Genomic DNA, 25,225 nt, shown 5'->3' with positions numbered 1-25,225 from the left:
GAATTCCGCTGCGATGCGGACAAAATTTTTGACGCGAGGGAAGTACGCATGGCCACCAAGGCAGTTCCGGCGACCGCCAAGAAGCGCATCCGCAAGGTCTTCGGGAACATCCACGAAGTCGTCCAGATGCCGAACCTGATCGAGGTTCAGCGCGAATCCTACGAGCAGTTCCTGCGCTCGCGCCCCGCGGACAACTATGTCTCGGGCCTCGAGAAGACGCTCCGCTCGGTCTTCCCGATCCGCGATTTCGCCGGCACAGCCGAGCTCGACTTCGTCCAGTATGAGCTGGAGGACCCCAAGTACGACACCGACGAGTGCCGCCAGCGCGGCATGACCTATGCGGCGCCGATGCGCGTCACGCTGCGCCTGATCGTGTTCGAGGTCGATCCCGACACGGACACCCGTTCGGTCCTCGATATCAAGGAGCAGGACGTCTACATGGGCGACATGCCGCTCATGACCGAGAACGGCACCTTCCTGATCAACGGCACCGAGCGCGTCATCGTTTCGCAGATGCACCGTTCGCCGGGCGTGCTGTTCGACCATGACCGCGGCAAGACCCATGCCTCGGGCAAATATCTCTTCGCCGCGCGCGTCATCCCCTATCGCGGCTCGTGGCTCGACTTCGAGTTCGACGCCAAGGACATCGTCAACGTCCGCATCGACCGCAAGCGCAAGCTGCCGGTGACCAGCCTGCTGCGCGCGCTGGGCGACGCGGTGATCGAGGTCAACCACGAGAAGGGCAAGCTGGAAGCGGGCGACATCGTCGCCATCTCCGGCGTCAACTATGCCTGCCGGGTCAAGGCGGTCGCCGGCAACCTCGTCACCATCGAGGACCCGACCGGATCGATCGTCCCCGGCGGCAGCATCCAGACCGCCGAGGGCGAGAAGATCGCCCGCATCGTCCGCATCCGCATGCAGGGCATGTCGGGCGAGGACATCCTCAACCATTTCTACCGCACCCAGCGCTACATCCGTGGCGAGGGCGGCTGGAAGGTGCCCTTCGTCGCCGAGAACTGGCGCGGCCAGAAGCCGGCGTTCGACGTGGTGAACGCCGCCACCGGCGAGGTCGTCTTCCCGGCCGGCACCAAGATCAGCCCGCGCGCGGCCAACAAGGCCGGCAAGGACGGGCTCGAGACGCTGCTGATCCCGACCGACCAGATCTTCGGCCGCTATTCGGCCTATGACCTGATCGACGAGTCGACCGGCCGCATCTACATCGAGGCCGGCGACGAGGTGACCGAGGAGAATCTCGACAAGCTCGACAAGGCCGGCTTCGACCATGTCGACCTGCTCGACATCGACCATGTCTCGACCGGCCCGTGGATCCGCAACACGCTGAAGGCCGACAAGGTCGAGGACCGCGACCATGCGCTGAGCGAGATCTATCGCGTCATGCGCCCCGGCGAGCCGCCGACGAAGGAGACCGCCGAAGCACTGTTCGCCGGCCTGTTCTTCGACTCCGAGCGCTATGACCTGTCGGCCGTCGGCCGCGTGAAGCTGAACATGCGCCTCGAACTCGATGCCGAGGACACCGTCACCACGCTGCGCTCCGAGGACATACTGGCCGTCGTCAAGACGCTGGTCGACCTGAAGGACGGCAAGGGCGAGATCGACGATATCGACAATCTCGGCAACCGCCGCGTCCGTTCGGTCGGCGAGTTGCTGGAGAACCAGTATCGCGTCGGCCTGCTCCGCATGGAGCGCGCGGTGAAGGAGCGGATGTCGTCTGTCGACGTGTCGACGGCGATGCCGAACGACCTGATCAACGCCAAGCCGGCGGTGGCCGCGGTCCGCGAATTCTTCGGCTCGTCGCAGCTGTCGCAGTTCATGGACCAGACCAACCCGCTGTCGGAAGTGACCCACAAGCGCCGCGTCTCGGCGCTCGGGCCGGGCGGCCTCACCCGCGAGCGCGCGGGCTTCGAGGTCCGCGACGTCCATCCGACCCATTATGGCCGCATCTGCCCGATCGAGACGCCGGAAGGCCCGAACATCGGCCTGATCAACTCGCTGGCGAGCTTCAGCCGGGTCAACAAGTACGGCTTCATCGAGACGCCGTACCGCAAGATCGTCGACGGCAAGGTGACCAACGAGGTCGTCTATCTGTCCGCCATGGAAGAGGCCAAGCACACCATCGCGCAGGCGAACGCCGAGCTCGATGGCGAGGGCCGCTTCGTCGAGGAGCTGATCTCCGCCCGCGAGGCCGGCGAGTTCCTGATGGCGCCGCGCGATCATGTCACCCTGATGGACGTGAGCCCCAAGCAGCTCGTGTCGGTCGCGGCGTCGCTGATCCCCTTCCTGGAGAATGACGACGCCAACCGCGCGCTGATGGGATCGAACATGCAGCGCCAGGCGGTGCCGCTGGTCCGCGCCGAGGCGCCGTTCGTCGGCACCGGCATGGAAGAGACGGTGGCCCGTGACTCGGGCGCCGCGATCGGCGCGCGCCGGTCGGGCATCGTCGACCAGGTCGACGCCACCCGCATCGTGATCCGGGCGACCGGATCGGTGGACGCGGGCAAGTCGGGCGTGGACATCTACACGCTGATGAAGTTCCAGCGCTCGAACCAGTCGACCTGCATCAACCAGCGCCCGCTGGTGAAGGTCGGCGACGTGGTCCACGCCGGCGACATCATCGCCGACGGCCCGTCGACCGAGTTCGGCGAGCTGGCGCTGGGCCGCAACGTCCTCGTCGCGTTCATGCCGTGGAACGGCTACAACTATGAGGACTCCATCCTGATCTCCGAGCGGATCGTGAAGGACGACGTCTTCACCTCGATCCACATCGACGAGTTCGAGGTGATGGCCCGCGACACCAAGCTTGGGCCGGAGGACATCACCCGCGACATCCCGAACGTCGGCGAGGAAGCGCTGCGCAACCTCGACGAGGCGGGCATCGTCTATATCGGCGCCGAGGTGGAGCCGGGCGACATCCTGTGCGGCAAGATCACGCCGAAGGGCGAGAGCCCGATGACGCCGGAGGAGAAGCTGCTCCGCGCCATCTTCGGCGAGAAGGCCTCCGACGTCCGCGACACCTCTCTGCGGCTGCCGCCGGGCGTCTCGGGCACCGTCGTCGACGTGCGCGTGTTCAACCGCCACGGCATCGACAAGGACGAGCGCGCGATGGCGATCGAGCGCGAGGAGATCGACCGCCTGACCAAGGACCGCGAGGACGAGCGCGCCATCCTGAACCGCGCCAACTATGCGCGTCTGAAGGAGATGCTGCTCGGCCAGATCGCGACTGCCGCGCCGAAGGGCATCCGGAAGGGCTCGACCATCGACGAGGCACTGCTCGACGAGGTCGAGAAGCGCGAATGGTGGAAGTTCGCGGTGCAGGACGACGCCGTCCAGGCCGACCTCGAAGCGGTCAAGGCGCAGTATGACGACGCCGTCGGCCTGATCGTCAAGAAGTTCGAGGACCGCGTCGAGAAGCTGCAGCGCGGCGACGAGCTGCCCCCGGGCGTGCTGAAGATGGTCAAGGTGTTCGTCGCGGTGAAGCGCAAGCTGCAGCCCGGCGACAAGATGGCCGGCCGCCACGGCAACAAGGGTGTCATCAGCCGCATCCTGCCGCAGGAGGACATGCCGTTCCTGGAGGACGGCACCCCGGTCGACATCGTGCTCAATCCGCTGGGCGTGCCTTCGCGCATGAACGTCGGGCAGATCTTCGAGACCCATCTCGGCTGGGCCGCGCGCGGCCTGGGCAAGCAGGTGACCGAGGCGCTGGAGGTGTGGCGCGAGGCCAATCCCGACGCGGTGGGCGGCGCGGCCCCGGCCGCGGTCGTCGACCGGCTCAAGCATGTCTATGGCGAGCAATATCATGGCGAGATCGATGCGCTTTCGGGCGAGCAGGTCGTCGACATGGCGAAGGTGCTGAAGAACGGCGTGCCGATGGCGACGCCGGTGTTCGACGGCGCCCGCGAAGCCGATGTGGCGGCGATGCTGAAGCTCGCCGGCCTCGACGAGAGCGGCCAGGTGGAACTGTTCGACGGCCGCACCGGCGACCAGTTCGACCGCAAGGTGACCGTGGGCTACATCTACATGCTGAAGCTCCACCACCTTGTCGACGACAAGATCCACGCACGCTCGATCGGGCCGTACAGCCTTGTCACCCAGCAGCCGCTGGGCGGTAAGGCGCAGTTCGGCGGCCAGCGCTTCGGCGAGATGGAAGTGTGGGCGCTCCAGGCCTATGGCGCCGCCTACACGCTGCAGGAGATGCTGACGGTGAAGTCCGACGACGTGGTCGGCCGCACCAAGGTCTATGAGGCGATCGTCAAGGGTGACGACACCTTCGAGGCCGGCATCCCGGAGAGCTTCAACGTGCTCGTCAAGGAAATGCGCTCGCTGGGCCTCAACGTCGAACTGTCCTCGATCGAGGACACGTCCGACGACGACGGCATCGCCGAGGCTGCGGAGTAAACTTCGGGGCACCTCTCCCGCCTTCGCGGGAGAGGTCGGGTGAGGGTCTTCTTCTTCGACGAGAGAAAGACCCTCACCTCCCACCGCCTGACGGCGGCGGGCCCCTCCTCTCCCGCGAAGGCGGGAGAGGGTTCAGATTTTCCAGGAAGGGTTCGAACCCATGAACGAACTGACCAATTTCGCCAATCCGGTCGCGAAGCCCGAGACCTTCGACCAGATCCAGATCGGCATCGCCAGCCCGGAGCGCATCCGCAGCTGGTCCTTCGGCGAGATCAAGAAGCCCGAGACGATCAACTATCGCACGTTCAAGCCCGAGCGTGACGGCCTGTTCTGCGCGCGCATCTTTGGCCCGATCAAGGATTATGAGTGCCTGTGCGGCAAGTACAAGCGCATGAAGTACAAGGGCATCGTCTGCGAGAAGTGCGGCGTCGAGGTCACCGTCTCGAAGGTCCGCCGCGAGCGGATGGGCCATATCGAACTGGCCGCCCCGGTCGCGCACATCTGGTTCCTGAAGTCGCTGCCGTCGCGCATCGGCCTGCTGCTCGACATGCAGCTGAAGCAGCTGGAGCGCGTACTTTATTTCGAGTCCTACATCGTCATCGAGCCGGGCCTGACCCCGCTGGAGAAGTATCAGCTCCTCAACGAGGATGAACTGCTCGAGGCGCAGGACGAATATGGCGAGGACGCCTTCTCCGCCGGGATCGGGGCCGAGGCGGTCCGCCGCATGCTCGAGGAGCTCGATCTCGAGGGCGAGAAGGAGGAGCTGCTCAAGGAGCTGGCCGAGACCAAGTCCGAGCTGAAGCCCAAGAAGATCATCAAGCGGCTGAAGGTCGTCGAGAGCTTCCTGGAATCGGGCAACCGCCCCGAATGGATGATCCTGGAAGTCATCCCGGTCATCCCGCCGGACCTGCGCCCGCTGGTGCCGCTGGACGGCGGCCGCTTCGCGACCTCGGATCTCAACGATCTCTATCGCCGCGTGATCAACCGCAACAACCGCCTCAAGCGCCTCATGGAGCTTCGCGCGCCGGACATCATCGTCCGCAACGAGAAGCGCATGCTGCAGGAGTCGGTCGACGCGCTGTTCGATAACGGCCGCCGCGGCCGCACCATCACCGGCGCCAACAAGCGCCCGCTGAAGTCGCTCAGCGACATGCTGAAGGGCAAGCAGGGCCGCTTCCGCCAGAATCTGCTCGGCAAGCGCGTCGACTATTCGGGCCGTTCGGTGATCGTGACCGGTCCGGAACTCAAGCTGCACCAGTGCGGCCTGCCGAAGAAGATGGCGCTCGAGCTGTTCAAGCCGTTCATCTACGCCCGGCTGGACGCCAAGGGTCTCTCGATGACCCTGAAGCAGGCCAAGAAGTGGGTCGAGAAGGAGCGCAAGGAAGTCTGGGACATCCTGGACGAGGTGATCCGCGAGCATCCGGTGCTGCTGAACCGCGCGCCGACGCTCCACCGCCTGGGCATCCAGGCGTTCGAGCCGGTGCTGATCGAGGGCAAGGCGATCCAGCTGCACCCGCTGGTCTGCTCGGCCTTCAACGCCGACTTCGATGGCGACCAGATGGCCGTGCACGTTCCGCTGTCGCTGGAAGCGCAGCTGGAAGCGCGCGTGCTGATGATGTCGACCAACAACATCCTGTCGCCCGCCAACGGCAAGCCGATCATCGTGCCCTCGCAGGACATGGTGCTGGGCCTCTATTATCTGTCGATGCTGAAGGAAGGCGAGCCCGGCGAGGGATCGCTGATCTCGGACATGCAGGAAGTCCACCAGGCGCTGGCCGCCAAGGCGGTGACCCTGCACACCAAGATCATCAGCCGCGTTCCGCAGACCGACGAGGACGGCAAGCAGTATATGAAGCGGGTCGAGACGACCCCGGGCCGCATGCTGCTGGGCGAGACCCTGCCGAAGAGCCACAAGGTGCCCTTCGAGACGGTCAACCGCCTGCTGACCAAGAAGGAGATCGGCGACGTCATCGACATCGTCTATCGCCACACCGGCCAGAAGGAGACGGTGCTGTTCGCCGACGCGATCATGGCGCTGGGCTTCCGTCACGCTTTCCAGGCCGGCATCTCGTTCGGCAAGGACGACATGATCATCCCCGACGCGAAGGACCCGCTGGTCGACGAGACCAAGGCCCTGGTGAAGGACTTCGAGCAGCAGTATCAGGACGGCCTGATCACGCAGCAGGAGAAGTACAACAAGGTGATCGACGCCTGGTCGCGCTGCGGCGACCGCGTGGCGGCCGAGATGATGAAGGAAATCTCTGCGGTCAAGAAGGGCGAGGACGGCCGCGAGAAGCCGATCAACGCGATCTACATGATGGCGCACTCCGGTGCCCGTGGTAGCGCCGCGCAGATCAAGCAGCTTGCCGGCATGCGCGGCCTGATGGCCAAGCCGTCGGGCGAGATCATCGAAACGCCGATCATCTCGAACTTCAAGGAAGGCCTGACCGTCCTTGAATATTTCAACTCGACCCACGGCGCCCGCAAGGGTCTTGCCGACACCGCGCTCAAGACGGCGAACTCGGGCTACCTGACCCGCCGTCTGGTCGACGTGTCGCAGGATTGCGTCGTCGTCGAGGTGGATTGCGGCACCGACCGCGCGCTCGACATGAAGGCGATCGTCCAGGGAGGCGCCACCATCGCGTCGCTCGGCGAACGCATCCTGGGCCGTACCCTGGCCGAGGACATCGTCGATTCGAAGACCAACGAGGTGCTGGTCTCCGAAGGCACGCTGCTCGACGAGCCGATGGTCGCTTCGATCGAGGCGATCGGCGTGCAGGGCGTCAAGATCCGCAGCCCGCTGGTCTGCGAATCGAAGGGCGGCGTCTGCGCGGCCTGCTATGGCCGTGACCTGGCCCGCGGTACACCGGTGAACATCGGCGAAGCGGTGGGCGTCATCGCGGCGCAGTCGATCGGCGAGCCGGGCACCCAGCTGACGATGCGGACCTTCCACATCGGCGGCGCGGCGCAGCTCAACGAGCAGTCCAACCTCGAATCGGTCGCCGACGGCACGATCGAGTATCGCGAGCTGCGCACGATCACCGATCCGCGCGGCCGCCGCGTGTCGCTGAGCCGTTCGGGCGAAGTGGCGGTGATCGACAGCGAAGGCCGCGAGCGTGCGAGCCATCGCCTGCCTTATGGCGCGCACCTGCTGCTCGATGACGGTGCCAAGGTCTCCAAGGGCGACCGCATGGCCGAGTGGGACCCCTTCACCATGCCGGTGATCACCGAGACCGGCGGCGTCGTGAAGTATCAGGACCTGATCGACAACCAGACGCTGACCGAGCAGACCGACGAAGCCACCGGCATCAGCCAGAAGGTCGTCATCGAGTATCGCGCCACCAGCCGGAAGGAGGATCTCCGTCCGCGCCTGACCCTGCTCGACGACTCGTCGGGCGAGACCGCGCGCTACATGCTGGCGCCGGGCGCGATGCTCTCGGTCGAGGACGGCCAGACGGTGAAGGCCGGCGAGGTTCTCGCCCGCGTCAGCCGCGAATCCGCCAAGACCCGCGACATCACCGGCGGTCTGCCGCGCGTCGCCGAACTGTTCGAGGCGCGCAAGCCCAAGGAGAACGCGATCATCGCCAAGGTCTCCGGCCGGGTCGAGTTCGGCAAGGACTATAAGGCCAAGCGCAAGATCATCATCCGTCCGGACGATGGCAGCGACGCGGTCGAGTATCTGGTGCCGAAGTCGAAGGTCATCGACGTGCAGGAAGGCGACTACGTCAAGCGCGGCGACAACCTGATCGGCGGCTCGCCCGATCCGCACGATATCCTCGAGGTGCTCGGCATCGAGCCGCTCGCGGAATATCTCGTGTCGGAAATCCAGGAGGTCTATCGTCTCCAGGGCGTGAAGATCAACGACAAGCACATCGAGACGATCGTTCGCCAGATGCTGCAGAAGGTCGAGATCACCGACGGCGGCGACACCACCCTGCTCCCCGGCGAGCAGGTGGACCGCGAGGAGATGGACGAGATCAACGCCAAGGCCGAGGCCGAGAACCGCACGATCGCGCAGGGCAAGCCTGTGCTGCTCGGCATCACCAAGGCCTCGCTCCAGACCCGCTCGTTCATCTCGGCGGCCTCGTTCCAGGAGACCACCCGCGTCCTCACCGACGCCTCGGTCCAGGGCAAGGTCGACACGCTGAACGGCCTGAAGGAGAATGTCATCGTCGGCCGCCTGATCCCGGCGGGCACCGGCGCCGGCATGAGCCGCCTGCGCGTCACCGCCAGCAGCCGCGACGCCGCGCTCCGCGCCGCGCAGCGCAACTGGCAGGAGTCGCTGATCGCGCCGCAGAGCGCCGCCGAGGAGCATGAGGCCGAGCTGCGCCAGCCGGTCGAGGCCGACACCGGCGACGATCCGCTGGGCGCGGTGGTGGGCGAGACCCACGGCACCGACGCCGATGCGGGCGATTACCTCAACGAGGCGTGATCCGGGGTCGCTCCGGCGATCGCGAACAAGAAGACCCCGCCGGAGCGATCCGGCGGGGTTTTTGTTTGGGGGAGGCATCAGAGCTGTGTGGTACCGAGCGGACTTTCCGGGAACGACCAATAGCGGCATCGGCACACGAGTTTGCATTGCGGGAAGCGTACATAAGACCTTTCGGAGGCCTGCTAATGCCAATAAGAGCTTATCTGCTCATTGCGATTACCGCCTTCCTAGTCGCCGTCACGGGGTCCGATCTGATCACCCGGATGACGGTAGGCGGAGACTCCTTCAGCGAAGCAGTTCACGGGCATCTGGAATGGGCGTCTACGACCAAACTCGGCATTGCTTTCCTTTTCATGCCGTTCGGGGTCGCTGCAATTGTCTGCGGCGCGGTAAACAGGCGCTCAAAAACGCGAAGTGCAGCGACGATCTTCTTCATCGCGATGGCCGCGTTGGCCTATTTTTACTTTAGCGGGTTCGAAGGATCCCACCATGCGATGCTAGAAAGGAAGTGGACCGCTGCCGCCTTGTCCATTGGACTTCTGCCGTTCTTCGTTGGGATACCATTGAGCGTTATGGTGGGAATTGCTGCCTTGGCTGCCGCCGGATTTGATCGGCGACCAGTTTGAGAGACGGAAGAGGGGACAACTTAGGGCTCAACAAAGCTCGCTGTCTCGGACCCGCCAATGCCGGACACTCTTCCCTGCTCTTGCTGGACCTCCGCTCCACTGATCTTTCCGCTGTCACAAGGAAGCGGGATCCCGGGTCGTGCCCGGGATGACGATGAGGTTGGGTTCCGTGGGCGGCGGTGCGCAAGAGGCTCCTGCCCATCGTGACCGTTGATTCCCGCTTTCGCGGGAATGACGCATTGGGCTCAGCGTTCGCACGGATGAACAGATGCTGACACAAGTTCGGCATGACGAGGATGGTTCACCTCAAGTTTATGCCTGGATTACGCAGCCTTCTACCTGCGCGGCAAAGATCGAAAATATTCTTCCAAAGCGTCATAAAAGTGTAACAACAAAATTCTTCCGAAAATCGTCGATTCTGTCATGATGATGCAACAAAGACGATTATTCGAATCGGAGGGTTTGCCAATGTTCAAGGTTGTTCTCGCCGGCGCACTGCTCGCTTTCGCTGTGCCGGTGCTTGCGCAGCCGACCGAGGTCGCCGATCCCTATGGCGCGGCTTCGATCTCCAAGGGCCGCATCGGCAAGATCGAGGCGAAGCTGGAGGCCGCCTATCAGAAGGGCGACCGATCGCCCGAAGTGTTGCTGAACCTGGCCGCGATCCGGCTGCAGGAGAAGCGCGGCAGCGAGGCCCGCGACCTGTACAAGGCGGTGCTAGACCAGCCCAATATCGACATGGCGACCTTGAGCGGCGGGGCGATGTCGCATGAACTGGCGCAGCGCGGCATGGCCGGTGCGCTGGCGATGATCGACTGAACCGATCATCGGTGACGAAAAAGGCCCGCCGGCGCGATCCGGCGGGCCTTTTTCGTGAATGATCGGCATGAATCCGGGCGTCAGGAGCGCGGGCGGGCGGGTATCGCGAAGACCATCCGTGCCGCCTCGTCCGGCGGCATCCCCGCGAGGATCAGGCCATAGCGCTCACGCTCGGCACCCGACGCGCAGGCGAAGCGGTGCAGCGGGAAATCCATCTGGGCACCATCGCAGCGGATCCTCTCCACTCTTTCGCCCGAGCGGCCCGCGCGGTCGATCCGCAGGACCCGCAGCGACACGACGCCGCCCTGACGTTGCAGCGTTTCGACATCGGCGAACATCACCGCCTGGGCGCCGGGCCGCGCCGGCACCAACCACCAGTCGGCCGCCTGGGCCGGCCCGGCGGCAACCGCCAGCAGCGCGGCCGCTGCGAGAGCCTTGAACCAATGCATCATCTCTTCCTCGCTCACCCACCCCAAGGGGGCGGGCCATCGCGGAGATAACGCGTGGTGGCATTGTTTTTGTCCCCGGCGTGTGAAGAAGGCGGAACCCTTCTCCCCGGTGGGGCTTTCCGGCGCCATGCGCGCCTGGCTGATCGTCAACCCCGCCTCCGGATCGGTGACCGAGACGCACTCAATCGATGCGCTGGCAGCGGAGACCGCGATCGAACTGGTCCGCACAACGATCTTTCCCGACGAGCCGCTGCCGCGCGCCGACGATCTCGCTACCGAGCGGATCGAACTGCTGATCCTGTTCGCGGGCGACGGCACAATCAATGCGGCGGCCTGCGCGCTCGACGGCTGGGGCGGTCGGGTGCTGGTGCTACCCGGCGGCACGATGAACATGCTGGCGAAACAGCTTCATGGCAGTGCCGATCCAAAAGCGATCGTGGCGCGCGCCGCCGCTGATCCGGCGCCGGAGGCCATTCCCCTACCCTTCGTCGAGGCGGGGCCGCACCGCGCCTTCGTCGCGATGATCGCCGGGCCGCCCGCTGCCTGGGCCCATGCACGCGAGGCCGTGCGCAAGGGCCGGCTGCAGGCGGCCTGGCGCGCCGCGCGGATCGCCTGGACGCGCAGCTTCGCCGGCGGCGTAAGGCTGCGCGGGACACCGCGCGACCGGCGGCACCGCGCGGTGGTGGCGATTCCCGATCCCGGCGGCATGGAAATCGCGGCGATCGACGTCGACGGCTGGATCGGCGCCGTCAGGCTGGGCCTCGAATGGCTGGCGGGAGACTGGCGCACCTCGCCTGCCGTCACGATCATGACGCCCGATGCCGCGTCGATCGAGGGCGGCCGCGCGATCCACCTGCTGTTCGACGGGGAGAGCGTGAAGCTTCCCGGCCCGTTGCGCGTTTCGCATGGCATGACCCGGCTAGGCTTCATCCGCACCATCGGCAGCGAGGACGAGCAATGATCCGCCTGTTCCATGTCAGCGACCTGCATTTCGGCTGCGCCGACGAGGCTGCGCTCGACTGGTTCGCCGGGGCGGTGGCGGCCGAGCGGCCCGATGCCGTGGCGGTGACCGGCGACCTGACGATGCGCGCCCGCGCCGCCGAGTTCGAGGCGGCGGCGCGCTGGCTGGAAAGCCTGGACGTGCCCATGACGATCGAGCCCGGCAATCACGACCTGCCGTGGAATCCGATCAGCCGGCTGCTGCGCCCCTATCGGCGCTTCCGGCGGCTGGAACGCCACCTGGAAAAGCCGCTGGACCTGCCGGGCCTATGGCTGGTGCCGCTGAAGACCACCGCGCGCGCGCAATGGCGCCACAACTGGTCCTGGGGGGTGGTGAGCCGCCGCAGCCTGGACGCCGCCCTGACGCTGCTGCACCGCCGCCCGCCCGACGCGGTGGCGGTGATCGCCGCCCATCACCCGCTGGTGGACCGCGACGACATCCGGTCGCGCGGGCGCACGCTGCGCGGGCAGGAAGCGCTTGCCCAGCTGGCGGCAGCCGGGGCCGGCGCGGTGCTGAGCGGCCATGTCCACGACCCGTTCGACGCCGAAATCGAGGCGGGCGGGCGGGCGATCCGGGTGATCGGCGCGGGAACGCTGTCCCAGCGCACGCGCGCCTCGCGGCCTTCCTTCAACATGCTGACGATCGATGGCGGACGGATCGAGACGGTGCCGCGGACGATGGGCTGAACCGGGTACCCCGATCAGGCCGCCGCATGGGCGTGGCCGCGCCAGGGATCGCCCTCCGACGCGGCGACCCCGCTTGCGCCCCGCTTGCCGCTGAGCAGCGCCCGTTCCGCCGCGACGAGCAGCCGTTCGAGCTCGGCGCCGCTCTGCATGTCGACGGCATAGCCGATATTGGCGGTGATGATGATGTCTTCCCCCGCCACCGCGTAGCTCTTGTCGAGATTGGCGACGATCTGGTGGGCGAGCAGCTCGGCCTCGCGCGGCTCGGTCATATTCGGTTGGATGACGACGAAATCGTCGCCGTTGAGATGGATAACGAGATTGTCGCCCCGCACCACGCGCCGCAGCCGCTGCGCCACCGCCTTGAGCAGCGCATCGCCGGCCATGTGGCCGTACATCTCGTTGACCGGCTCCAGCCGGTTGATGTCGACGCAGTGGACCGCGATCAGCGCCGATTCGTCCGATCCGGCGGCCAGCGCGTCGAACCGCTCGCGCAGCACCAGCCGGTTGGGCAGGCCGGTGAGCGAATCCTGGCGGGCGAGCGTCTCCATCAGGCGGCGCATCGATATCTGCGAGGAGGTCTCGCGGTAGCGCTGCACCATCGACAGCACGCCGCCGCCCAGGAACAGCCCGGTGAGCACCCCCGTACCCCAATGCGCGCCGCCGGGCATGAACAGGCTGACCAGGATCATCGGCACGATCGCGATCAGGATCGCGGTGACACTGACCCACAGGCGCAGCGAGACGGTGGCGGCGACGCCGGCGCCATAGCCGAACACCATCGCGACCAGCGGAATGTGCAGATCGGTTTCGACCGCCCCATAGGCGCGCGCGCTGAACAGGCCGAAGGCCGCCGCGAAGGCGATATAGGAATAGCCGAAGCGCCGTTCGATCGAACGGGCGACATGCCCGCCGAGCCCCGGCGTCCGGGCCTTGGCGCGCAGCCCGAACAGCACGGCGAGGCGCACCACCGAGGCAATGATGCCGATGCCGTAGAACAGGAGGAGAAGATCGTCTTCGTGGCGCGACAATATATAGGCGCCGGTGCCGACGAAGCAGAGCGTCATGATCACCGCCGGCAGGGTGAGGCCGAACAGCGACTGGACCAGTTCGATATAGGTGCCTTCGGGCAACCGTTCCTTCATCACGCCGGCAGCGCGACCACGGTTCCGCAACAGGTTACGCCATGAACTCAAACCAAAGGCTCCATGCGCCCTGCCACTCACACGCGGAGATGCGTGCAATATTATTAGCAGAAGATGCCGCAAAACGATATCCAAGCAATGCCGAATATCTCGGACATTGGTCTATATTTCGCTGATCGCGCGGCTGGCGATGGGGGGACCATTCCAAGGAATGGCGCGAGTGACGGGGCTCGAACCCGCGACCTCCGGCGTGACAGGCCGGCGCTCTAACCAACTGAGCTACACCCGCGAACTTGGTCGGTGGAGGGGGCACCTAGTGGAGCCCCGCCGCCCTGTCAACACGCCTGAGCATCATTTTCCGGCGTGCGGCCGGATCATCATCGGAGCTCGGGCGGGAGGGCTGCCTCCTCGTCCTGATGGGTGTTGGTGAAGGTGCCCTCGGCGAACAGGAATCCGGCGATGTCGGGCCGGCCCGCGGCATCGAGCACCGTCTTGACGATGATCAGCAGCGGCACCGCGAGCAGCGCCCCCGGCGTGCCCCACACCCAGCTCCAGAAACTGAGCGCGACGAGGATGAGCAGCGGATTGATGGTCAGCCGCCGGCCGACCAGCATCGGCGTCAGCACATTCGCCTCGACGAGGTGGACCGCGACGAACAGCAGCGCCGGCACCAGCGCATAGCCGAGATCCGAAAAGGTCATCAGCCCGCCGACCGCCAGCAGGCCCGCCGCGACGATCGGGCCGAAATAGGGGATGTAGTTGAGGATCGCGACAAGGCCACCCCACATGATCGGGCTGGGCATCTCCGCGAACCACAGCATCAGCGAGACCAGCACGCCCATGCCGATGTTCACCGCCGTGATGGTGGCCAGATAGGCCGAGGTGCGATCGACCATCTCCTGGATCACCCGCGCGGTCGTCATCGCGCTGGAGAAGCTGCCCCGGCTGGTGATCGTCCGCCGCCGCATCCGCGTCCAGCTCGACAGGAAGAAATAGACGACAAGGGTGGAGAAAACCATCTGGACGAGCAGGTGCGGTGCCGCGCTGGCGACATAATCGAACAGCGAATTGGGCTGCTGCACCGTCACCGTGCGCCCGCGCGCCGCCGAATTGCGCAGCAGCGAGCCCATCGTCTCGTCGACGAAGCGTTCGAACGAGGAATAGATGTCGATCAGCGGCGACAGATTTCTGCGGATCAGCTGGATGCGCGAGGGCAGCCGCGCGAACCATTCGGTGGCGGGCACGATCACCGAGGCGATCGCCGCATTGGCGAGGCCGAGGAACAGGAGCACGCAGAGCAGTGCCGCCATCGGCGACGGCAGGCCGCGCCGTTCCAGCCATTCGAGCAGCGGCACCATCGCCACCGCGATCACCAGCGCGGTGGTGACCGGCAGGAAGAATTCGGAGCCCGAGCGCAGCGCGAAGGGTATGGCGAGGATGATCCCCGCCCCGGCCGTCAGCGCCAGCCAGGCAAGCAGCCGATCGCGGCGATAGGCCATCTCCACCTGCGCGGCCATCGAATCGCGCAATGCATCGACGACCGGAGCTCCAGGTGGCGGTGCCTCAGGGGGCGGGGACGCGGCCTGCGCGGACGCAGACGAGCCAGGCGGCGCGGGCGAGCCGGGGGGCGCGGCATCGGCTGCTGCCGGCTGCCCTTCCCTGTCGACCACCCCATCCTCCATCGATTCGCTCCGCCCCCGATTCCGGCTGCCCGGCCCTTATCGCCAACCCAGCATCGCACCGCCAGCACATTGCCGAAAAAGGAGCGACTACCGCCCCGAAATTATTACGAGAAGACAACAGCTTCATGGCAAAGATATGGCCGGTTGCGTTAGCAGTTGCAGCAAAACACCATATATTGGGGTTGCAGGTCATTTCACCGTCCGTCCTGTCGACGGAACGACTCATCGTGCTTTTCTTGACTTGATACCGCCCTAGCCGCCATGGGGACCGCCAATCGGGTCGTCCGGGGGCACGACGTACTTACCGCCTCCCTGCCGACAAGACGTGAAAGAGCACCTCGCCCTGTGTTTCAGGTTTCGGGCGAGAGTGAGCTTTTGCGCATTGCATGGAGTACTGAATGACCGCGAAAATCGCTCAACACCCGCTCATGTTCGCGGCGATGCTGATTGCCGCTGCAACGGGCGCGATGGGCTTTGCGGCTATTCCCGCGTCGACGCAGCCGACGCTCGCCTACGAACTCACTCCCCAGATCACCGCCGACGACAGGATTGTCGATGACGGCATCGATCGGGTCCTTTTCAAGGAGGCGATCGCCTCCGCCAGCAGCAAGATCGACAAGCAGCTCGAGTGCATGGCCAAGGTCGTGCACCACGAAGCCAGCAACCAGCCGCGCAGCGGCCAGCTCGCCGTCGCCCAGCTGATCATGAACCGCGTCGGCCAGGATCGCTTCGGCGAATCGGTCTGCGAGGTGGTCAACCAGCGTGGCCAGTTCTTCCAGACGGCATCCTACAACCCGAAGCGGACCACCGACCGCTGGGCCACTGCCGTGGAGGTATCGCGCCAGGCGATGGCCGGCGCAGGCGACCAGGTCGTCCCCGGCGCGGTTTTCTACCACGCCGCCTCCCATTCGCCGAACCGCTTCTTCCGGACGCGTCAGCGCATCTCGATGGTCGGCGACCACGTCTTCTACAGATAAGAGCGGTTCGTCATTCGGCCCAGGCCGGCCTGCAAAGCGCGATTTCCTGTGCTCCGGTGCTCACGTACATCAAGTACGCTGCGCTCCGGTGCTCGGAAATCACGCTTTTCGGCTCGCCCTGAACCAAATGCCGATCCGCTCTCGACTCTCTTCTAACGTCATCCCGGACTTGATCCGGGATCCCGCTTCTTCTTCGGAATCCGACTTTCGTTTGGATCGCGCATGGGGCAGATCGCGCCCATGTCGAAGACCACCCGTGCCACGCAATTCCTGACCCAGGCCAAGATCGCGCACAGCGTCCACAGCTATGATTATGCGCCGGGCGGCGAACGGGTGGGGCTGCAGGCGGCCGAGGCGCTGGGGGAGCATCCCTCGCGCGTGCTCAAGACGCTGATGATCGAGATCGACGGCAGGCCCGCCTGCGCGGTGATACCGTCCGATCAGGAGCTTTCGATGAAGAAGGCCGCCGCCGCGCTGGGCGCGAAATCCGCCACGATGATGACGCCCGCCGATGCCGAGCGCATCACCGGCTATCATGTCGGCGGGATCAGCCCGTTCGGCCAGAAGAAGCGGGTGCCCGTGGCGATCGAGGAAGCCGCGATGGCCGAAGCGCTGGTCTATATCAACGGCGGCCAGCGCGGGTTGCAGGTGCGGCTGGCGCCCGGCGACGCGGCCAGGGCGCTGGGCGCGGTGGTGAAGGCGATCGTGGCGGATAGCCGGCTCACTCCTCTCCCGCCTTCGCGGGAGAGGAGTGAGCCGGCCGGTCATGCCCCCGGCATGACCTGTGGGATGCTGGGAGCATCCCATACCGGCTAATAGGTGAGGGTCTTGCCGACCTGTCCAACCGATCGCGAGAAGAAGAAGAAGAAGAAGAAGAAGAAGAAGAAGACCCTCACCCAACCCTCTCCCATGAAGATGGGAGAGGGCTGCAAGGCTCGCTATTGCGTGCCCCCTTGTGCCTCGTCGGCGAAGCGCATCGCCTGCAGTTCCTTCCAGCGGGCGTGGAGCCAGTCGCGGGGGGCGGTGGCGCCGGCGTCGTCCATCGCCGCCTTCCAGTCGGCGGCGGCCTGCGATGCCTGTTGCTGCGCCTCCGACACCGGCTTCTCGTCGACCCAGGCCGCGAGCGTGCCGGCGTTGGCGACGAGCAGGACCAGCGCCGCGACCGCGATGATCAGCGTCGTCCAGAGCAGCGGATCGCCGTCCTCGATCGGTTCGGCGGGGAGATCGACCGGGGAGGCCAGCTCATGATCCTTCATCTCGCGCGCCATGCGGACCGCCTCCGTCAGAACTGATAGTAGATGAAGGGCGCGACCCCTTCGTAGCGCATCGCATCGACCAGCAGGATCGCGGCCGCCACCAGCAGGCCGAGTAGCGGCGCCGGCAGCAGCCTCAGCCGCAGCGCGATCCCCTGCGCCAGCCCAGGCGGGGTGAAGTGAAAGGCCATGCCGAGCAGCATCAGCCCGGCGAGCAGCGGCGTCGTCATGCCGTTGTGCCAATCGCCCGCGCCGAGCCCGGAGAGATAGGCGATCGCGGCGTCGAAGCTTTCGGCACGGAAGAAAATCCAGCCGAGCGTGACGATGTGGAAGGTGACGAGGATGGCGAGCAGCTTCGGCAGGCCCGGCAGTCCCGCCTTGCGCCACAGCGTCTCGATCACCTGGACGCCGCCATGGAGGCCGCCCCAGATCAGGAAGGTCCATTTGGCGCCGTGCCAGAAGCCGCCGAGCAGCATCGTCAGCAATATGTTGCGGCACTGCATGAAGAGGCCGCCGCGATTGCCGCCGAGGCCGATATAGAGATAGTCGCGCAACCAGCTCGACAGGCTGATATGCCAGCGACGCCAGAAATCCTGGAGCGAGGCGGCGCGATAGGGCTGGTTGAAGTTGCGCGGGAAGCGGTAGCCGAACAGCGCCGCGATGCCGATCGCCATGTCGCTATAGGCCGAGAAGTCGCAATAGATCTGCACCGCATAGCCATAGGCGGCGAGCAGCAGATCGAGGCTCGAATGGGCCGACGGATCGAAGAACACCGGATCGACGAGGTTGACCGACAGTTCCGAGGCGACCACCGCCTTCTTGAACAGCCCCCAGACGATCAGCAGCAGTCCCATCGCCACCATGTCGCGATTGAGCCGGGGGGTCTTTTCGAACTGAGGCAGCAAGTCGGCGCCGCGCACGATCGGCCCCGCGACGAGATGCGGGAAGAAGGACATGAGCAGGGTGATATCCAGCAGCGACGCCGCCTTGAGACGCCCGCGATAGACGTCAATCAGATAGGACATGCCCTGGAAGGTGAAGAAGGACACGCCGACCGGTAGCACGATCTGCAGCAGCGGAAGATCGCGCGCCATGCCCCAGCCCGCGAGGAGTGCGCCGAGTTGTTCGAGGAAGAAATCATAATATTTGAAGAAGCCGAGGATGCCGAGATTGGCGATCACGCCGACGGTGACGATCGCCTTCTGCGTGCCCCGCGTCCGCGCGGCGTAGATCAGCCCCGCCGCGCCCCAGTTGATCACGGCTGAGGCGATCAGCAGCGCGACGAACCGCCAGTCCCACGCGCCGTAGAAGGCCCAGCTGAGTACCAGCAGCAGCAGCTTGCGCCATTCGTTGCTGGCCGACACCGCCCAGACGAGGACGAAGGCGGCGAGGAAGAACAGCCCGAAATCGAGCGTGGGGAAGAGCATCTAGCGGGCCGATCCCACAGTTTCGTCACCCCGGACGTGATCCGGGGTCCCGCTTTTCGTTTCGGCGTCGCGGAAGAAAGCGGGATCCCGGGTCAAGCCCGGGATGACGGGAGGTGGGCGTAGGATCATCGCCACCAGCTTCCGCCAGCGTTCATCGCGGCGTCGAGATCGGCCTGGAGGCGGCCGGCGATGTCCTGCCCGCCGAGCGTGTTGTAATGGACATAGTCGCCGCGCATCCGGGTCGGCTGCAGCTTGACCCAGGTGACCGCGGTGCAGCGGCCGCCCATCCGCGCTTCCCAGTCCCAGAAGGCCAGGCGGAGCTGGTGGGCGACCTTGCGCTGCACCTCTCGCACCACTTTCAGCCCCGGCGGCGGGAAGAGCGGGCGGGCGGTGATCGCCCAGCCGGTGCGCGGCGCGGGCGTGGCGGCGGGCGCCGGGACGACCGGGGCGGTGCCGCCGGCGACAGCGGCGCTGCGGCCGAGCGAGTCGAGCACGTCGTCGATGCCTTGCGGATCGGCCGGAGACGCTACGGGCGGCGGCGGCGGATCGGCGGGCGGCAGGGTGACCGGCTCGATACAGGGCGCGGGCGTGACGGTGGGCGCGTTGGAGAGGAGTTCGTTGCGGCGGGTCAGCGCGTCGGGCGCGCCGAGCAGCAGGATCGGCACCCGGCCCGCGAGGCGGCGGATGCGACCGATCTGGGTGCGCAGGGTGATCTCATATTCCTGCGGGCTGACGCGGGGGGCGAAGCCCTCATTGGTGCCGAAGGCGATGACGATCAGATCGGGATCGTAGCTGCGCAGCTCCTCCGCCACCACGGCATCGTCGTTGCGGCTGAAATGGACGAACTGCGATCCGACCACCCCGACGTTCGACAGCGCCACCCCGCCGGCATCGCGGAAGCTGGCCCAGCTGGTGATCGTCACCGGGCCGCCCTCGGTGACGACCGAGACCGCATATTGCGGCCGATCATATTCGAAGGTCTTGCATTCGGGGCGGGTGAGCAGGGCACCCAGCTCCATCCGGTCGACCTGGCTGCCGGCCGTGACGACAAGATTGCCGGCGCCGGGCTCCGCCGTCGCGCAGAGAATCAGGCGGGTGAAGGTCTCGTTCGCCGAAGCCGTCAGCCCGATCCGGGCGCCGGCGACGTTCGAGGTGATGCTGAAACCCGCAAGGCCACGCGCGCCGGCCGGATTCTGCGATCCGGCACCGAAGATCGAGGATATCGTCCAGCCGGGCGACATATCGACGCTGACCCCGCGCGGATTATAGCCCTGGAAGGGCCTGCCGGGCGGCATCACGCCGCGCCCGCCGCTGCCGTAGCGGGCCTGCAGCGCCTCCCGCCAGGCGCCAGTGATCGAATCGCCGATGGTGTGGCTGTCGCCGATCTGGAGAATGTGGACCGGCTTGCCGCTGCCGCCACGCGCGGCGGCGAGCTTTTCGAACCACGGCCGCAGCACCGAATAATCGCACAGGGCCCCAGCGCAATCGCCTGTCACGGCAGGCGTCGCGGCGGTCGCGGCGGCGAGGGCGAACAGGCCGATCATCGGCCGCCGCCGCTTTCGCCGCCCGCATCGTCGCGCAGTTCCGGCGGGAGCAGGTCGGCGGGCGCGCCCTTGGCGGGGGGCAAGGCCGGCTCGGGCGCCGCCTTGGCCGGCTTGGCGACGTCGCTCTCATTGGCGAGCGGGTCTTCGAGCTTCGGCGGCTTCGGGGCGGATTTGACCGGCGGCGGCGTGACGAGCGGAGCGGGCAGCGGCGCGGGTTCGACCAGCGGCGGAGGCGGCGCGCCCGCGCCCGCCTGCCCGCGTGCCTGATCGACATAGGAACGGATGCGCCCGGCGAGCCCGCGGGTGATGCGGATATAGCCGTTCATCGACATGTGGATGCCGTCATTCGCGCGCATCAGCTGGGGCTTGCCGGTCGCCGGATCGGGCAGATAGGCGGCGTAGCGGCCATCGGCATCGACGCTGTAGGGCGCGGTCTCGATGAAGGCGACGCCGAGCCGGCCCATCAGATCGCGGTAGAAGGCGTTCATGCGGACGACATCCGCATCATATTCCGCCTCGCGCATCTTGGGCAGGCCGACCCAGTAGACAATCGCCCCCTGCCCGCGCAGCATCTGCACATAGGAACTGACGCGGCGGGCGATCGCCGCCTTCCAGTTGGGGGTCAGCAGCCGATAGACATGGCCGCCATCGGCCACCCCCATCATGTCGTTGGCGCCGAAGGAGATCACCGCGACGTCGACCGGCGCCTTCGCCAGGCGGCCGCGATCATGTTCTTCCACGTTGAGCGTCTTGTAGCGGGTGAAACCGGTCGCCTGCTGGCTATACTTGATCACCTGATAGCCGGCCTTGCGGCTGAGCTGGTTGTAGAGCGCCGACCAGATGCCGTCGCCGAAACTGTCGCCGAACACGCCGACGCGAACCGGCCGGCCCGCGGCGATCGCGTTGACGATGCCGGGCTGGATCGGCCGGTTCTCGGCCTCCACCGGCTGCTGGGGCAGCGCCCCGGGCGCCGCTGCCGCCGCCGGGCGTCCATCGGCCGTCAGGGCATCCGTCGACGCGGGACCGGCAGCGCCGGGCGGCACGCCCTCGGCGGCCATCTCCACCGGCACCTCGACCTGCTGCCTGACCCCGAAGGCGTAACCGATCGCGACACCCGCCGCGACGCCCAGGAACAATACCGCCGTCCGATCGAACAGAAACAGCGCGCCCCTCATCGAACCACCCGCATACACTCCCGAAAACATCACAACGCGGCTGGAGAGATCAACGTCACGCGCTCTGAGCGGTCCTTAATATGCGGGGCGATGCACTGTCGAGCCGGATCGACCAGCCCGGCGCACTGGAATCACGGGTTGCCGCGCCGGCCCATGCCGCTATCCTCGCTTTGGCAGAACCGGGAGAGGAGAAGCCATGCTCGTCATGTTCGTCGGCGCCGATCGGGTCGAAACCGCGATCAACGCCAATCAGGTGACCTTCATCAGCCAGGTGAGCGAAGGCACCCGCATACGCTTCGGCGAGGGCCGCAGCGTGACCGTGACCGAACCGCTGGCGGAGGTGGTCGACAAGCTCAACTGGGGATTGAGACCGCACGAGTAGGCCTCTTCCTTCATCGTCATGCCAGCGAAGGCTGGCATCCATGTCTGTCTTCCCACTCGATGCCGTCTGGCTGTCGAGAGACATGGACCCCAGCCTGCGCTGGGGTGACGCATTTGGGATAGGCCATCAACCTACCCGTCATCGCTGCCGATCACGGTGAACGGCGCCCAGGCGGCCGGGTGCGCCCAGGCGGGGGACCAGCCCTCGATCGGCGAACCATCGGCGCGCCGGCCGGTGCGAACCACCGCCATCGCACGCTGCAGCGCCTCGGCCCTGGGGAGGCCTGCCTTGCGGGCGGCCAGCGTCTCGACCGTCAGCGCGGCGGTGGCGTCGTCGGCGACGCGCCAGCGGCTGGCGAGCAGCGACCCCGCCCCGGCATAGAGGAAGGCGCGGCCGAGGCTCGACAGGCTGTCGGCGCCGGGCGTGCCGTCCGCCGTCGCGGTGTTGCAGGCCGATAGGATCACCCAGTCCGCCGAGAGCCGCATTCCCGCCACCTCCGACGCGGCGAGCAGGCCGTCATCCTCCGGGCTGCTCGTCTGGGGCGGGGTGAAGGCGAGGCCCGGCTCGCGCAGGCCGCCAATCTCGCCCGGCAATATGCCATGGGTTGCGAATGCGATGATGCGGGCGGTGCCCACCGCCGGATCGCGCCGCACCGAGCCTTCGGTGGCGGCATCGCCCAGATGGAGCCGATCGGTGCGGCTGCTGAGCAGCGCCGCCATCGCCTTCAGCTCGACCTCCGTGCCCGGCAGCGGGCTGAGTTCGCGCAGCGCGGAAGGATCGGTGAGGCCCTGCCCCGCCCGGTCGACCGGCTGGGGGATGCGCAGGAACTCGTCCAGCTTGCGCTCGCGGCCGGCGGGGCCAAGGAAGCGCGGCGCGCCATAGCCGACGAACTGGACATCGGCGGCCTCGGCCGGCCCCGCCTTGACGGCACGGAGCACCGAAACGGCGGGCAGCACCGTGATCGCATAGCGATCGGCGAGCCAGGGGGTGTTCTGAAGCGCCTGCGGATCAGCGTCGCTGCCCTGCGGCGCGGCGGTCGGCAGCAGGGCCAGCGGCAGTTCGGCGAGCGCGCCACCGGTGACGACGAACAGCGCCTTCGCCGAGCCGAGCGCGGCTTCGACCGGGGCGACGAGATCGCGATAGAGGATATGCGCGCGGGTCCGATCGAAGGCCGGCCAGCCCTGGGCGGCGCGATCGCCGCACGCCTTGGGATCGACCTGGCAGCGCAGCGCGCGGATCGTGGCGGGGGCAGTGAGCGCCCCCTTGTCGAGCCGGGCCCAGGCCGCTCCGCCCGGGCCGAGCGCGAAACTGTAGAGATCATCCCCCGCCGCCGCGACCAGCAGCAGCCCGGCCCCGGCATCGAGCCGGCCCCGCGCCTCGGCCTGCGGCAGGCTTTGCGCGCCGATAAACCGCGCATAATCGGGAAAGGCGGAGCGCAGCGCCCTATCGGCATCGGCGAGATCGCGGCCCACCGTGACGAACTGGGCGCGGGTGGCGGCGATCTGGGCGCTGTCACCGTCCACAAGCTGGCGGAGCAGGCGGGCGTCGAGCTCGGCGGCGCGATCGGACAGGCTCTGCTGGCGGCGGACGAGATCGCCCAAGGGCCCCTCCCCCGCCGCCGTGCGCGCGGCGGTGCGCGCCATGCTGCGCGCGGCGGCCGAGACCGACAGGTCCTGCGCGGCGAGGAAGGCTTGGGCGCGCAGCCCTTCCGTTTCGTGTGGGGCCTGCTCGGCGCGGGCCCAGGCGGCGCGGATCAGCATGGCGAAGGCGCCGGCCAGCGGATCCTGACCGCTCGCCTGCTGCTGGGCGTCGCCGTCGCGCGCATCGCCGATCCGGCCGAGCCGGCGACGACGGACAATCTCCGCCGCCTCGCGCGCGGCGGCGAGCGCTTCGCGGGTGCGGCCGAGCGCGAGATAGACCCCGGCCTGATCGGTCAGCGCCTCGGCCAGCGCCGGGTGATCGCGGCCGAAGGCGGCACGCCGGGCGGCGACGCCCTGCCGGTAGAGCGAAAGCGCGTCGGCGAAGCGCCCCTGCGCGGCAAGGACATGGCCGAGCCGCAGCCGGGCGGTGGCAATATCGGGATGGCCCCTGCGCAGCGCCTTCAGGCGGATCGCCAGCGCCTGTTCGAACAAGGGCTGCGCCTCGGCCGCCCGGCCCTGCCGTTCCAGGTTCACCGCGACGTTGGACAGGCCGATCGCGGTGACCGGATGACCGGGACCATAGACACGCCGCCAGATGTCGAGCGCCCGGGCATAGAGCGGCGCGGCTTCGGCATGGCGGCCCTGCCGGTTGAGATTATGCGCGGCATTGTTGATGCTCGTCGCGGTGGCGAGGCCCTGCGGATCGATCGCCGACCTGATCTTCAGGGCGCGCTCATAGGCTGGCGCGGCGTCGGCATGGCGGCCCTGGCCGTCGAGGTTGAAACCGAGATTGTTATAGCTGGTCGCGACCGCCGGATCGTCCGGGCCAAGCTCGGAGATCCGCACCGCGAGCGCCTGGCGGTAGAGCGGCTCGGCTTCGATCGGGCGGCCGAGCGCGTCGAGATTGGCGGCGACATTGCTTTCGATCAGGGCGAGATCGAGATCCTCGGGGTCCCAGGCCAGGGCGATGGCGAGCGCCTTGCCGTACAGATCGCGCGCCTCGGTGAAGCGGCCCTGCCGGCCAAGCGCGTAGGCGAGGTTGTTATAGGCGAGCGCGGCGGCGCGGCTCTGCGCGCCCTTTGCGACGGCGCGATCGAGCGCGGCGCGATAGAGCTTCTCCGCCTCGGCGTAGCGGCCGAGCGCCTGGAGGTTGGCGGCCAGGTTCGACGCGGCCTGCTCGGCACGCTTGCCGCCGGGGGCGGCCTTTTCGAAGATGGCGAGCGCGCGGGCATAGAGCGGGGTCGCCTCGGCGGGCCTGCCCTGCTCGACCAGCCAGCCGGCGATCAAGGACAGGGTGCCGCCGACTTCGGGATGATCGGGGCCGAACCGCGCCTGCTCGATCGCCAGCGCCTCGCGGCCGAGCGTGATCGCCTGATCCCAGCGGCGGGCGGCGGTGGCGGTGGCGATCTGGCGTTCGAGCTGGGGGAGGCGATCGGGGACGGGCTGGGCGGCGAGCGGGGTGGCTATGAGGGTGAGGGCGACCAGCAAGGAAGTGCGAGCCACTTTCCATCCGTCATCCCGGACTTGATCCGGGATCCCGCTGTTCCTTCGTGCGTCAAGCGTGCGACTTAAGGAAGAAAA

General features: G+C 67.0%; 16 protein-coding genes, 1 tRNA gene and 1 pseudogene. 9 read left to right on the top strand and 9 right to left on the bottom strand.

Going from position 1 to position 25,225, the window contains the following annotated elements:
• Nucleotides 1-48: 48 nt before the first annotated feature.
• The 4 genes from rpoB to CMV14_RS04475 all read left to right on the top strand — a co-directional run bounded on the left by rpoB (nucleotide 49) and on the right by CMV14_RS04475 (nucleotide 10,287).
• Nucleotides 49-4,413, top strand: a complete 4,365-nt coding sequence (gene rpoB, locus CMV14_RS04490; RefSeq protein WP_066959389.1) for a DNA-directed RNA polymerase subunit beta — start codon at nucleotides 49-51, stop codon at nucleotides 4,411-4,413.
• A 160-nt stretch (nucleotides 4,414-4,573) separates the two neighbouring features.
• The gene (gene rpoC, locus CMV14_RS04485; protein ID WP_066959391.1) at nucleotides 4,574-8,845 is read left to right on the top strand and encodes a DNA-directed RNA polymerase subunit beta'; all 4,272 of its coding nucleotides are present in this window, start codon (nucleotides 4,574-4,576) and stop codon (nucleotides 8,843-8,845) included.
• Nucleotides 8,846-9,030: 185 nt separating this feature from the next.
• Nucleotides 9,031-9,471, top strand: coding sequence for a hypothetical protein (locus CMV14_RS04480; protein WP_066959393.1), 441 nt, complete (start codon nucleotides 9,031-9,033; stop codon nucleotides 9,469-9,471).
• Between the two features lie 468 nt (nucleotides 9,472-9,939).
• On the top strand, nucleotides 9,940-10,287 hold the full coding sequence (locus tag CMV14_RS04475; RefSeq protein ID WP_066959395.1) for a hypothetical protein: 348 nt from the start codon (nucleotides 9,940-9,942) through the stop codon (nucleotides 10,285-10,287).
• 80 nt (nucleotides 10,288-10,367) lie between these two features.
• Here the strand turns inward: CMV14_RS04475 and CMV14_RS04470 are convergent, their stop codons facing one another.
• On the bottom strand, nucleotides 10,368-10,739 hold the full coding sequence (locus tag CMV14_RS04470) for a hypothetical protein (protein ID WP_096616471.1): 372 nt from the start codon (nucleotides 10,737-10,739) through the stop codon (nucleotides 10,368-10,370).
• Nucleotides 10,740-10,818: 79 nt separating this feature from the next.
• On the opposite strand from CMV14_RS04470, the gene CMV14_RS04465 reads away from it, so the two are divergent.
• Both CMV14_RS04465 and CMV14_RS04460 read left to right on the top strand, forming a co-directional pair.
• The gene (locus CMV14_RS04465) at nucleotides 10,819-11,697 is read left to right on the top strand and encodes a diacylglycerol/lipid kinase family protein (RefSeq protein ID WP_066959399.1); all 879 of its coding nucleotides are present in this window, start codon (nucleotides 10,819-10,821) and stop codon (nucleotides 11,695-11,697) included.
• Entirely contained in the window at nucleotides 11,694-12,422 is a 729-nt protein-coding gene (locus tag CMV14_RS04460; protein ID WP_066959401.1) for a metallophosphoesterase family protein, read from the top strand. The genes CMV14_RS04465 and CMV14_RS04460 overlap by 4 nt, the downstream gene beginning before the upstream one ends.
• 14 nt (nucleotides 12,423-12,436) lie before the next feature.
• On the opposite strand, the gene CMV14_RS04455 is transcribed toward CMV14_RS04460, so the two are convergent.
• The 3 genes from CMV14_RS04455 to CMV14_RS04445 all read right to left on the bottom strand — a co-directional run bounded on the left by CMV14_RS04455 (nucleotide 12,437) and on the right by CMV14_RS04445 (nucleotide 15,081).
• On the bottom strand, nucleotides 12,437-13,594 hold the full coding sequence (locus CMV14_RS04455; protein WP_238147189.1) for a GGDEF domain-containing protein: 1,158 nt from the start codon (nucleotides 13,592-13,594) through the stop codon (nucleotides 12,437-12,439).
• A 182-nt stretch (nucleotides 13,595-13,776) separates the two neighbouring features.
• A tRNA-Asp gene (locus tag CMV14_RS04450) sits at nucleotides 13,777-13,853 on the bottom strand.
• 88 nt (nucleotides 13,854-13,941) lie between these two features.
• A complete protein-coding gene (locus CMV14_RS04445; protein ID WP_066959406.1) occupies nucleotides 13,942-15,081 on the bottom strand; it encodes an AI-2E family transporter in 1,140 nt (379 codons plus the stop codon).
• 563 nt (nucleotides 15,082-15,644) lie between these two features.
• On the opposite strand from CMV14_RS04445, the gene CMV14_RS04440 reads away from it, so the two are divergent.
• Complete coding sequence (locus CMV14_RS04440) at nucleotides 15,645-16,223, top strand: cell wall hydrolase (protein WP_066959408.1); 579 nt, start codon at nucleotides 15,645-15,647, stop codon at nucleotides 16,221-16,223.
• A gap of 240 nt (nucleotides 16,224-16,463) precedes the next feature.
• Nucleotides 16,464-16,934 (top strand): annotated as a pseudogene (gene ybaK / locus CMV14_RS04435) (Cys-tRNA(Pro) deacylase); the annotation flags it as partial.
• Nucleotides 16,935-17,161: 227 nt separating this feature from the next.
• Here ybaK and CMV14_RS04430 read toward each other — a convergent pair.
• The 4 genes from CMV14_RS04430 to CMV14_RS04415 all read right to left on the bottom strand — a co-directional run bounded on the left by CMV14_RS04430 (nucleotide 17,162) and on the right by CMV14_RS04415 (nucleotide 21,622).
• Nucleotides 17,162-17,491 carry a hypothetical protein gene (locus CMV14_RS04430; RefSeq protein WP_066959410.1) on the bottom strand — a complete coding sequence of 110 codons (330 nt, stop codon included), beginning with the start codon at nucleotides 17,489-17,491 and terminating at the stop codon, nucleotides 17,162-17,164.
• A gap of 14 nt (nucleotides 17,492-17,505) precedes the next feature.
• Nucleotides 17,506-18,903, bottom strand: a complete 1,398-nt coding sequence (locus tag CMV14_RS04425) for an MBOAT family O-acyltransferase (RefSeq protein WP_066959412.1) — start codon at nucleotides 18,901-18,903, stop codon at nucleotides 17,506-17,508.
• Nucleotides 18,904-19,028: 125 nt separating this feature from the next.
• Complete coding sequence (locus CMV14_RS04420; RefSeq protein ID WP_066959414.1) at nucleotides 19,029-20,447, bottom strand: SGNH/GDSL hydrolase family protein; 1,419 nt, start codon at nucleotides 20,445-20,447, stop codon at nucleotides 19,029-19,031.
• Nucleotides 20,444-21,622, bottom strand: a complete 1,179-nt coding sequence (locus tag CMV14_RS04415) for an SGNH/GDSL hydrolase family protein (protein ID WP_066959416.1) — start codon at nucleotides 21,620-21,622, stop codon at nucleotides 20,444-20,446. Before CMV14_RS04415 ends, CMV14_RS04420 begins: the two co-directional genes overlap by 4 nt.
• Nucleotides 21,623-21,818: 196 nt before the next feature.
• Here CMV14_RS04415 and CMV14_RS04410 point away from each other — a divergent pair, with 196 nt between their 5' ends.
• Nucleotides 21,819-22,004, top strand: a complete 186-nt coding sequence (locus tag CMV14_RS04410; RefSeq protein ID WP_066959417.1) for a hypothetical protein — start codon at nucleotides 21,819-21,821, stop codon at nucleotides 22,002-22,004.
• Nucleotides 22,005-22,135: 131 nt separating this feature from the next.
• On the opposite strand, the gene CMV14_RS04405 is transcribed toward CMV14_RS04410, so the two are convergent.
• On the bottom strand, nucleotides 22,136-25,147 hold the full coding sequence (locus CMV14_RS04405; protein WP_066959420.1) for a CHAT domain-containing tetratricopeptide repeat protein: 3,012 nt from the start codon (nucleotides 25,145-25,147) through the stop codon (nucleotides 22,136-22,138).
• Nucleotides 25,148-25,225: the final 78 nt, after the last annotated feature.

The organism is Rhizorhabdus dicambivorans, from assembly GCF_002355275.1.
GTDB lineage: Bacteria > Pseudomonadota > Alphaproteobacteria > Sphingomonadales > Sphingomonadaceae > Rhizorhabdus > Rhizorhabdus dicambivorans.
This window is presented reverse-complemented; position numbering and strand designations above follow the sequence as displayed.